The 11,403-nt window shown below is 56.0% G+C and carries 9 protein-coding genes; 8 read left to right on the top strand and 1 reads right to left on the bottom strand.

The features are described from left to right. The first annotated feature begins 781 nt into the window (after nucleotides 1-781). The 7 genes from PKC29_15250 (at nucleotide 782) to PKC29_15220 (ending at nucleotide 8,952) form a co-directional block, all read left to right on the top strand. Nucleotides 782-1,720, top strand: coding sequence for a diacylglycerol kinase family lipid kinase (locus PKC29_15250; GenBank protein ID HML96775.1), 939 nt, complete (start codon nucleotides 782-784; stop codon nucleotides 1,718-1,720). Continuing rightward, entirely contained in the window at nucleotides 1,717-2,262 is a 546-nt protein-coding gene (locus tag PKC29_15245; protein HML96774.1) for a dual specificity protein phosphatase family protein, read from the top strand. Before PKC29_15250 ends, PKC29_15245 begins: the two co-directional genes overlap by 4 nt. A gap of 155 nt (nucleotides 2,263-2,417) precedes the next feature. Next, entirely contained in the window at nucleotides 2,418-2,816 is a 399-nt protein-coding gene (locus PKC29_15240; protein HML96773.1) for a hypothetical protein, read from the top strand. A 332-nt stretch (nucleotides 2,817-3,148) separates the two neighbouring features. Then, nucleotides 3,149-3,934, top strand: a complete 786-nt coding sequence (locus tag PKC29_15235; protein ID HML96772.1) for a hypothetical protein — start codon at nucleotides 3,149-3,151, stop codon at nucleotides 3,932-3,934. An 854-nt stretch (nucleotides 3,935-4,788) separates the two neighbouring features. Next, entirely contained in the window at nucleotides 4,789-5,331 is a 543-nt protein-coding gene (locus PKC29_15230; GenBank protein ID HML96771.1) for an inorganic diphosphatase, read from the top strand. 624 nt (nucleotides 5,332-5,955) lie between these two features. Next, entirely contained in the window at nucleotides 5,956-6,690 is a 735-nt protein-coding gene (locus tag PKC29_15225; protein ID HML96770.1) for a sulfite exporter TauE/SafE family protein, read from the top strand. Between the two features lie 1,422 nt (nucleotides 6,691-8,112). After that, a complete protein-coding gene (locus tag PKC29_15220; GenBank protein HML96769.1) occupies nucleotides 8,113-8,952 on the top strand; it encodes a hypothetical protein in 840 nt (279 codons plus the stop codon). A gap of 428 nt (nucleotides 8,953-9,380) precedes the next feature. Here PKC29_15220 and PKC29_15215 read toward each other — a convergent pair whose 3' ends face one another. Beyond that, complete coding sequence (locus PKC29_15215; GenBank protein ID HML96768.1) at nucleotides 9,381-10,010, bottom strand: redoxin family protein; 630 nt, start codon at nucleotides 10,008-10,010, stop codon at nucleotides 9,381-9,383. A gap of 857 nt (nucleotides 10,011-10,867) precedes the next feature. On the opposite strand from PKC29_15215, the gene PKC29_15210 reads away from it, so the two are divergent. Continuing rightward, a complete protein-coding gene (locus PKC29_15210) occupies nucleotides 10,868-11,326 on the top strand; it encodes a hypothetical protein (protein HML96767.1) in 459 nt (152 codons plus the stop codon). The last annotated feature ends 77 nt before the right edge of the window (nucleotides 11,327-11,403 follow it).

Raw genomic sequence — 11,403 nt, 5'->3', positions numbered from 1 at the left:
TTGCAATATGATGGGATGAAAGACGGATCTCTCACGTTTGTTCGAGATGACAAAAAAAGATGCTTGATGTATTGCTGGCGGAAGTGGATTCCCAATTAAGACATTTGGGAATGACAGACTAGAAAGACTAAATCCCCCCATGATCCCCCCTTTTCCTAAGGGGGGATATAAAGGCAAAGGATTGCTGAATGGATTCCTGCTATTTTGATTTGAGCTGCTTTCGAGCTGTACTGGAGGTACTTAATTGCAGTCGGCCGGGGGCGTCCGAATACTCACTTGCTCGCATTCGTTGCAGGAATGACAGAAGTGTGGAGATTCCTCGCACGCTCGGAATTGTTGTTCGAGATGACAGGGCCTCTTGATTTATGACTGGCAGAACAATGAATGGATTCCTGCCTGCACAGGAATGACACACACGCGCGTGTGCTTCTCGACGAATCACATTCGGAGCCTATGCATCGGAAGCGCGTTCGGAGGTGATGGCGGGAGGCCACTACTTCGATTTCCCGTGCACGTGGTGTGCCGCGCCCGGCGAAGTCGGTCGAGTGGCGGGTGTTGACGACGTAATTTTTGTACTCGTGGGACTTCCATTCGCCGCATTGCCTGACGGACGGCGTGTCCGCACCCTTCATCATCGGAGGCGGCTCCGGCTCGTTCGCGAGGGAGCCGCGGGCCGCCGCGGACAGAACCGCGAGGACTGCGAGCATGAGATATGGTGGTACGCTGTTTGCTTCCGCGCGTGTGCTAGAATATAAGCATCTTTTTTCCACGGGGAGCACGTGTGCGTTTCAAGAAGATATGTGTGATCGTGAATCCGGTTTCGGGGCAGGCGGAGTCGGACGTCGATATGATAGAGGAGAGGCTGGAGGAGAAGGGGCTCGATTACCGGATCGTTTACACCGAGCCCGGCAGGCTGCCGCGGGAGATCGCGAAGGAGGCCGCCGCGGACGGGGCCGACCTCGTCGTGGCGGTCGGCGGGGACGGGACGGTTCTCGAAACGGCTGAGGGGCTCATCGGGGCGGATGCCGTTCTGGGCGTCATACCCGGCGGGACGGCGAACGTGTTCGCGGCCGAGATGGAGATACCAGTGGATACGTGCGAGGCGCTGGATTTTCTGCTCTGCGACGACGTGGTAGTGAGGAAGGTGGACATCGGCGTCGTCGGCGAGCAGCATTTTCTGCTGAGGGTGGGGATCGGGCTCGAGGCGGCGATGACCGTGCTCACCGAGCCCGGGCTCAAGAACAGGTTCGGCGTGCTCGCATATCTGTGGACGGCGCTTCATTACGGGAGGACGATGCCGAACACGCGCTATACGATAACGATCGACGGGAGGCGGCGCGTGATCAGCGGGATTACGTGCGTCGTCTGCAACTCGGGTAATCTAGGGCTCCCGGGCGTGAGGCTCATCCCCGAGATAGATCCTTCGGACGGGTATCTGAACGTCGTCGTGTTCAGGCAGGCGTCGCTTCTGGCGGCGTTCGGGCTCGTGTACAACGCCGTAAGCGGATTCGTGGCAAGGAGGAAAGGCGGGGGACGCATACGGGTGGAGCGGAAGGACCTTACGATGTACAGCATCCCCGCGAAGGAAGTCGTCGTCGAGGCGTCGCCGCCGCAGGTGGCCGCGAGGGACGGCGAGGAGATTAACGGCGGGTTCCCGCTCAGGATCGGCATACTGCGCGACGCGATAAACGTCGCCGCGCACAGGAGGGAAGGGGAGTGAGCTTCGTGACGGAGCTCAGACGGTTGTACCTGCATTTCAAGTATCAGGGTTTCAGGAAGGGTATGCTCGCGGCGTACGACAAGCTCGCGAGGCTTTGGACGGGCGGGCCCTTGAGGAGGTACGCCGCAGTGACGAACGACCTGTGGATAGGCGGGCAGCCGAGGGGCGCGGGTATAGGGACGCTCCGGAAGAACGGGATTACGGCCGTCGTCAACATGAGAAGGGAGTATGATTATGCGGAGCTGGCGAAGCTCCACGAGCTAAGGTATCTCCGTCTGCCGACGGACGACCAGGGCGCGCCGGGGCTCGAGGATCTGAAGACGGGGGTGGAATTCGTCAGGCGCGAGATAGAATCGGGCGGGAAGGTTTACATACACTGCTGGGAGGGGATAGGACGGAGCGCCACCATGGCGGCCGCCTATTTCGTCAGCCGGGGATACAAGCCTCTGGAAGCGTGGGAAAAGATAAGAAAGGTCAGAAAATTCATACGCCCGACACTCCCGCAGATCGAGAGGGTTGACGAATTCTATCACATGATGTGAAGGTCACCCCGGCCCGAGGGGGACATTCTTTAAAGGGGCGCGATTAATCAGCGCCCCCCCGGATCAAAGCTTATTTCCTTGTCGTAGACGCCTTTTTTGGGGCTGCCTTTTTTGCCGTCGCTGCCTTTTTCGGCGCGGCTTTCTTCGGCGCAGCCTTGGCGGTGGTCTTCTTAGCCGTGGTCGCCTTCTTCGGTGCAGCTTTCTTCGTGGCGGCCGCTTTCTTCGGGGCTGCTTTCTTGGCCGTGGTCTTTTTCGGCGCAGCCTTGGCGGTCGTCTTCTTGGCCGTGGTCGCCTTTTTCGGTGTGGCCTTCTTCGGAGCCGCTTTCTTTGGCGCTGCTTTCTTTGGCGCTGCCGCCTTCTTGGCTGTCGCTGCCTTCTTCGGCGCGGCCTTGGCCGTCGTCTTCTTCGGCGCAGCTTTCTTAACAGCCGCCTTCTTTACGGCCTGCGTCGCCATCGCGTCTCTCTTTACCGCTTTCTTTACCGTCTTCTTCGCCGGTTTCTTTACGGCCTTTTTTGTCGTCGTTTTTTTCGTAGCCATTCGTGTTCTCCTTTAAAATTGATTTTTACTGCAAACACTCCCAAAAATGAAATAATAGACTGAACATATGGTTGTCTTGCAGAGTGTAAGGCTACGGCGGGCCGCCCATAACCCCATCTGCTTTTATAATGACCCGTCATGCAACGACAACCCTGATTGCGATTGGATGACGGGGGTCTATTTTCTCATCTTTGCATCCTCCTGGCTAGTGAAATTACTAGCATAATACATAATTGACAGATTATTGTCAACACGTATAACCTGTTAATTTATCTGTCAGCCCTGCTTGATTTCTCAATCAGGCAGTTTATATTATGAGGTGATAAATAAGAGGGGAGAGCGTGCAGTATGACAGAAGAGGACCGTGAGTCGAAGTATAAGTCTCCGACGGGCGGCGTGGCTGCGGGGAAGACAAAGAAGCGGAGCCCCAACTATCCCTGTATAGACCTCGAAAAGGCCCTTGAGCTGACGGGGAAGATTTACTCCATTGACAAGCGGGCGCCTATACCCGTGAGCATACTCGTCGGCAGATGGGGACTCCCGAAATATAATAGTTATGTGCGCCAGTTGATTGCGGCGCTAACTTATTACGGTTTGATAGATTCGACCGGCAAGGGCGAGAACCGCCGCGTGGCCGTTTCGGACAGGGGATACCGCATCCTCGAGAACGCGCCGGACAGGCGGAAGCTGCTTCGCGCGGCGGCGCTCGAGCCGAAGATATTTAACGAGGTATGGCAGCATTACAAGCAGAAGGGGCTCCCGAGCAACGACGTCCTCGAGAGGGACCTCGTCTGGCAGAACAGCTTCGCGAACACGAAGTTCACGAAGAACGGCGCCAGGACGTTTATACAGAACCTTAAATCTACCATCAATTTCGCCAAGATTTTACCGGAGAACGTCACATACGGCGAGGAAAACGGCACCGAGATCATAGACGTGATGATCCACGAGCAGAACAACACCCCCGCTTCGGCCGCGCTCAGGCGGCTAGACCTTACCCTGGGGAGCGGCGAGGTGGCGACCATACAGATACCGACCTCCATTACCATGAAGGAGATAAAGTACCTTCTGGACGGCATAAATCTCATCAAGGGCGACCTTTTCCCCGAGTCGAAAGACGACGCCGGGAAGTAACCGGCGTTCCGTTTTCAGGAATCCAGTTTGTTATTCTCGCGGCGGAGCTCCGCCGTTTTTACCCGGCCGATTGACCGGACGCTGACAGGCGCAGGCGGGACCTGTCTGCGGATTGGACAGGAGAATTGGCCGGGCAAGGCCGGACAGTGGGTTGCAGCGTCTAGCTAAGGAAGGGTATGAGATTCCGGGGATATCTGACAGGATAGCGGACAGGTGTGTGATATAGCACTGGCGGCGGTCTATGTCGCTGCTATTATTAGATATACATAAAGGGTGTGTTGAGAAGCCGGTCGAGAGGCGGGCGGGGATGGCTGGTAAATCGCGGTGATTTTGACAGGGGGAAGCAGGTGGAGGAAAGGAGAAAGAATAGAAAGGCTAAGGCTGAAATCCCCCCGACACTCCGGCTTTGGCAGGGCTTTCAGGCTCTGCTGAGGCTTCCGACTTCGCCTCGGACTCCGCTAAAGCTCTGACCGATGAAAAAGGCTTCGTCGGACGAGCCGCCCCGACATTCGCCCCGCGACAGGCCTTTTTCCAAGGGGGAAAGGCAAAAGCAAAGACTGGATTCCCTATACAAGCATTAGGGAATGACAGATGGGAGAGGGTTCCTCGCTCGCTCGGAATCGTTGTTCGAGACACACGACGTGTGATTTACGACGTAGGATGTTCCGAGACTATAACCACGTGAAGCGCGGCAGGTGGCAATAGCAATGCGCTCTACTTCGATTGTCGGCGGACATAATCCTGCGGGCGCGGTCCGCCGGATGCGAAAAATATCGGGGGGCGGAATTCATGGGCGGCGGAATTCGTTGTATACTGTTCGTTATTTTAAATCCATTAGATTTGGAGCAGGATAAATGGCCAAGGATACAATGACCGTCAGTGTGATGGTCGAGATTACCAAGGGGTCGAGGAACAAGTACGAGTTCGACAAGACCAAGAAGAGGATAAAATTCGACAGGCTGCTTTATTCGTCGGTTCATTATCCGAGCGACTATGGTTTTATCGAGGACACCCTGGCGGGGGACGGCGACCCGCTGGATGCGCTCGTGCTGTTGTGGGAGCCGACGTTCCCGGGATGCATAATCGAATCGCGCCCGATCGGGATGTTCGTAATGGGGGACGAAAAGGGCCCGGACGAGAAGATACTGTGTGTGCCGATCGCTGACCCGCACTGGAACCACATCGAGAAGCTGACGGAGATACCGCCGCATCTTCTGAGGGAGATCGAGCACTTTTTTGCGTCGTACAAGACGCTCGAGAAGAAGGACGTCGTCGTCGAGGGATGGAGGAACAAGGACGCGGCGCTCGACATCATAATTGAATCGCAGGAGCGTTACAAGGACAAGGGCAAGAAGAAAAAGAAGAGCGTCAAAAAGAAGACCGACGATTGGCTCTGAGCCGGGCCGGATGCTTTTGCCGGTTTGGTTTCTTTCTTAATAGTGTTTCTGATAGTGGTTTCCGGGAGAGATGAATTAAGGTGGTTGGGGCGGTATGGTCGTAGCGCGGGGGGTGCTGAAACCACCTGGAGCGCGGCTGGTGGTAATAGCCATGCGCTGCTACTTCGAAAGCTGGTGGAGGCTGCGAGTGTGGCGGCCTGGAGGGGGACGTTCTGTAGTAGCTGATAGTGGCGGTGCAAGTGTTTTCTACTTTTGACTGACCAAAAGTACACACGTATGTGTGTCTTTCGACGTAGCACCTTCGGAGGTTAGAAGCATCTGAAGCGCGAAAGGTGGTAATAGAAATGCGCTGCCACTTCGATTGTCTGCGGACACAGTCCGCACGGCCCGGAGGGGTATTGCTGCGCCGCGCGGGCGGCTTGCAATATTACAGATTGGGATGAGGGTGTAGGGTGCTGCTCAATTAGATTCAATCTCACTGCCTGTACAAACCCTTTAACTGAAAAGGCAATACGAGATTCTGAAATAAATTCAGAATGACGGAAGGGTGGAGTTGTGGCCGCGTGCCGCCCGTTTGGCATTTGCCGTTTCGCGTTATATATTCTCATCACCGCGCGGGCAGCAATGGAAACGAAGATTCTCGTCATCGTCTATGTGTCCTTTTTCGTCGCGGCGTTCATCAAGGGCGCTACGGGGCTCGGCTTCGTCAGCCTCTGTCTGCCGGTGATATCCAGCTTCGTCGACATTCGCACCGCCATACCGCTCGTCATATTGCCGTCGCTTCTGTCGAACGTCATGCTCATCGTCGAGACGAAGCGTTTCACGGAGAGCATGCACCGGTTCTGGCTGCTGTACCTGTCCGCGCTCCCGGGGCTTTACGCGGGCATATCGCTGCTGCATCACGCGGGCAACACGCCTGCGAAGACGGTTCTCGGCGCGGTTTCGATCGCGTATTCGATATTCCTCCTCTTCCGCATCGAGTTTACGATCGGCCGCGACGTCGAGCGGCGCATTACGATCCCGGTCGGGCTCGCGAACGGGTTCCTGAACGGCTTTACGGGCACGCAGGTGATGCCGATACTCCCGTATCTCATTGCGCTCGACCTCGACCGGAGGCTGCTCATAAGCGCGATCAACCTCGGCTTTACTATATCGACGCTCGTGCTGCTGATTTTCCTCGACCGGTTCGATTTTCTCTCGGCCGGCATATTAAAGTCGTCGCTCGCGGGCGTCGTGCCCGTCGCGGTGGGCATCTATCTCGGCGGCAAGGTTCGCCACCGTCTGTCGGACGACAGGTTCCGCATAGCTATTCTGCTTATCCTGATGGTGATCGGGATCAATCTCATCGTAACCTCCTAGTGCGGTGCATTTTTTTAAAGCGGGATTCCGGATCGAGTTTTCGGGCTGCGGTGTGGCCTTTGCCGCGACAGGCGGCAGCTTGCAATATGATGGATTGGGATGAGGGTATAGGGGTGCTCTTCAATCAAATTCGAGTTCACTGCCTTTACGAACCCTTGAACGGAGAAGGCAAAGGATCAACTGCAACTGCGAAAGCTCTGGTGGAAGCTGCACGATTGACGGCCTTGCGGGGGGCGTTCTGAGTTGGGTGGTAAGTGAGGAGAAAGGGTTTCTACTTTTGCTTGACCACACACGTACGTGTGATTTTCGGCGTAGCACCGAAGTTGCTGAAACCACGTGAAATGCGGCAGATGGCAATGGGAGAGCGCTGCTACTTCGATTGTTTACTGCTGAGGGTCTCCAGTAGCTGAAGGGGAAGTTCGGTGCTTAACTGGTAAATATGGTGCAAGTGTTTTCTACTTTTGCCTGACCACACACGCATGTGTGATTTACGGCGTAGCACCGAAGTTGCTAAGACCACCTGAAGCGCGGCTGGTGAAATGGCGGAGTGCTGCTACTTCGAATGTCAGCGGACACAGTCCGCCGGGCCGGACACGTAGTGTCTTTTTCGGCATAACGCAGGAGGTGCCGAAACCACCTGAAGCGCGTCAGGTGGTAATAGCAGGACTGCTGCTACTTCGGAATCCAGCACGCGTGGCGTGCAAAATCATCGTTCCTTCGCTAAATCCTCCAAATACTCCAAATACTATACCCCCACCCTGACCCTCCCCCTGGGAGGGGGGAGGGAAGAGTAAGGTAGGTCGGATTTTTAACGCTCATGCACTCGATGTCTTCGGCGGGGCAAGGCTGGTGATTAATTGGAACAGACGACCGGGCGTTGCTATGAATTTCCAGGTCGGCTACGTCGAATTCCTGCACGCGTGGCGGGGACACGTAGTGTCGTTTTCGGCATAGCGCGGGAGGTGCCGAGATCACCGGAAGCGCGTCGGGTGGTAATAGCCGAGCGCTGCCACTTCGATTGTCTGCGGGCGTGGCCCGCCGGCCCGGGAATGTATTGCTGCGCCGTTTACACGGCTTGCAATATTATGCTCAACTGAAAAACCTATTCTGTCATTCCCAACGATTCCGAGCAAGCGAGGAATTGGATGCCCCAACCTTGAAGCGGAAGCGTTTATCCAGTACTGCTCAGGCCCCTGCCTTCTTTAGTATCAAGGCCTGTATCGGGAATCCAGTCTTTTAATCTGTTATCCTGCCTGCGCAGGAATGACAGAAGTGAGGTGATTCCTCGCTTGCTCGGAAGAATCGTTGTTCGAAATGACAGGCGCCGGTGCGGCCTGGTGAGATATTTATCCGGCGCATCTTGAATTCGTTTGAAAAAGCGTATTTAATTTGCTATTGATGAAGCTCCCCCGGTTAGGTTTATTGATCCTGCTTGCCGCACTGTTCATCGCCCCCGCCGCACGCGCGCAGAAGGTTAATACCAATGTGGCCGTGAACTTCATCTACGCATTCGAGCTCGGATTCGGGTCGTACGACGTCGGCGGGCTTAACGTGCAGGTCTACAGCATTCCTCTCCAATACACCTTCAGCAAATTCCTGGACAACGACAAGCTCGACCTCGTGGTGAACGCCCCCGTGTTCTATGGGAGGTTCCGGTTCAGGAGCCACACGCCGGACGGGACGAGGATCAAGGTCGACCAGGACGTGATGAGCGTTATTCCCGGCGTGAGCCTTCATTACAGGGTGGTCGATAACTGGACGCTGAAGCCGTTCGTGAACGCCGGGCTCGCGTGGCAGGTTTACGACAAGTCGTCGCCGAGGGGGCTCAAGGTGGACGATTCGCTGCTGTACGTGTGGGCGGCGGGGCTGACGAGTCTTTACCAGATGTTCTGGGAGCAGTTTACGTTCAGCCTGGGCAACACGCTCGCCTGGGCGGGGAACGACGTGTTCGGCGGAGGGGAGGGCCAGAATTACGGTCTGCTGGAAAACGGCGTAGAGGCGAGGCGGCCGCTGGGGTTCAGCATTAAGGGGTATGAGCCGGATGCGAGCGTGTTCTTGATATGGTACAGGTTCCTTCCGAAGACGACGTTCGACAGGTATTTGCACCCGCCGCTCGTCGTAAAGAATCAGTTCGAGATAGCGATGACGGCGGGGCTCGCGAAACCGGACAAGATATGGTTCCTTAAAGACCCGCGGATCGGTGTCGGCTACCGGTTCGGCGACCTGAACGCTTTCAGCGTGAATTTCGGATTCCCTTTTTAACGAGAGATTCGGGGCGGAGCGGCGGCTTCCGGAGGGAGGGTTGCCGGCATATGAAGGATATACGTTATTGGTATGATATGTAAGATAGCCTGACGGATGGTGGATAAAAGACTGGATTCCCGACCCGGCTTCGCCCGTGGGCTTCCGCCTTCGCTTCGGACTCCGCTTAAGCTCCGACCGATAAAAAAGCTACGGTGGACAAGTCGCCGCGGCAGGTACAAGCATTTGGGAATGACAAAAATAAGGTAGATACTCGCTCGTTCGGAATCGTTGCAGGAATGACAGGATAGATTGCTTCGCTTCGCTCTCAGTGACGGGTTAAAGGTAACCCCCACCTTAATCCTCCCCCTCAAAGGGGGAGGAAATTCAATGGATGAAAGAATAGCGGCGCTTTCCCGCCTGTCCGGGCTTGGGGGGGATGAAGGGTATTATCTTTTGTATTTAACGCTGCACCCGTAGGATTTTGTTTCGGGGACGGAGACGGGTTTGCCGGCGAGGACTTCCGTGAGCGCTGCGTCGATGTAGTTGTCCGCCTTTTCGATGTCGGCGACGTCCGTCGATTTGATGTCGTCGGCAGCGCCCTGGTAAACGAGCATTCCATCCTTGTTTATGATGAATATGTGCGGCGTCGTTTTGGCCCCGTAGAGCGTGCCGATCTTGCCCTCGGGGTCGAGGACGACGTAGGTTGCGGAGGTGCCGTTCGAATCGACGTCCCTTACGGATTCCTCGGCGTTCCTGTAGTCCTGGTACCCCTCGCCGGTGGAGTTGATCGCTATCCAGACGACGTCCTTTTCGGTGTATTTCCGCTGGAGGCTCTGCATCTTGTTGCTGTCGTAGTGCTTCCGGACGAACGGGCAGCCGTGGTTGAACCATTCGAGGACGACGACCTTGCCCTTGAAATCGGAGAGTTTTCCGGACGCGCCTTCGATGTCCGTGAACGAGAAGTCGGGTGCGGGTTTGTCCGTTTCGACTTCGGCGCGGGACTCGCCGGCCCATGCGAGCATCATTACGAGCGCTATCGCGAGCGCGGACAGGGATGTCAGTTTCCATTTTTTCATCGGGGTTTGCCTCCTGTGGTGTAGTTCGGAAAAAGTATACCCTTCGATTTTGCGGGGGGAGGGGAGTTTTTTCAGAGCAGGGGATATTGGGCGGACAAAGGATTAACTAAAAAAGCCGGTGGGATTGGAGGCCTGTCGGGGACGGTCTGCAATAGTTGGCACGTATGGAATAAGGCTTTCTACTTTTGACTGACCACACACGTATGCGTGTCTTTCGGCGTAGCACCTTCGGAGGTTAGAAGCATCTAAAGCGCGAAAGGTGGTAATAGAAATGGGGTTGCTACTTCGATTGCGTGCGGCTGCGAGCCGCCGGGCCGGGGACACGTAGTGTCTTTTTCGGCATAGCGCTGATGATGCCGAAACCACCTGTAGCGCGTCAGGTGGTAATAGCAAGACTGCTGCTACTTCGGAATCCTGCACGCGAGGCGTGCAAAATCATCGTTCCTTCGCTAAATGCTCTAAATATTATACCCCCACCCTGACCCTCCCCCTGGGAGGGGGAGGGAAGAGTAAGGCAGGTCGGATTTTTAACGTTCATCCACTCGATGTCTTCGACGTGGCAAGTCTGGTGGTTAAATGGAACAAACGACCGGGTGGTGCTATGAATTTCCAAGTCGGCTACGTCGGATTCCAGCACGCGTGCACACGTACGTGTGTTTCTCGACATAGCAACGAAGTTGCTAAAATCACTCAAAGCGCGTCAGGTGGTAATAACCATGCCTTGCTATTTCGATATCCAGCACACGTGGCCCGCCGTTCCCGAGGGGCGGGTCCCCGTGTCGTGGAACACATTTCCCGCGTTGTGTAAAATAATTTCGTTGCCGTTTCCGGTGTAGTTAGTCGGCAGGGAAAGTGTGATGAGAAGGTACGACATTACCGAGCTTCTGGACAGGCATATAAAAGAGAGCACGTCGAACGGGAATGCCGCGCCGGGCGAGGCGTGGTACGAGGAGGATTATGTGCGGGCGGCGGAGCTGCTGGAGGAGTTCAACGATCTCGACTGGCACGTTCTGAAGAAGACGTTCGGTGCGCGCTCGCTGATATGGCAGGAGGCGTGCGTCTACGCGCTCGGGAAGACGGGGACCGAGGGGGCGGCGGCGATGCTGGCGGACGTCTTCGTCAGGGGGCACGATGCGATATCGTGTTATGCGGCGGTGTTCCTGGCGGAGCAGAACCTGGACACGTTCGACGAGGAAGTGAAGAGGCGGATAAGGCTGAGGGCGCACGATCTGTTCAAGGACGGCGTGTACAGGGAGCAGGGGGATGAGTTCCGGGCCCCGCTCGAGAAGATAAGGGAGAAGCTGAGGCCGGTGTAGGTCGGGGCGTCGCTGCGCCTGTTCCGGCTTCGGCCAAGGCCTTCGCCGCGATAAGCGGGCGGCTTGATAGTCTGGGA

The organism is Thermodesulfobacteriota bacterium, assembly GCA_035325995.1.
Taxonomy (GTDB): domain Bacteria; phylum Desulfobacterota_D; class UBA1144; order Nemesobacterales; family UBA2774; genus JADLGH01.
The sequence above is the reverse complement of the archived record's forward strand: the minus strand, read 5'-3'. Positions and strand labels throughout refer to the sequence as shown.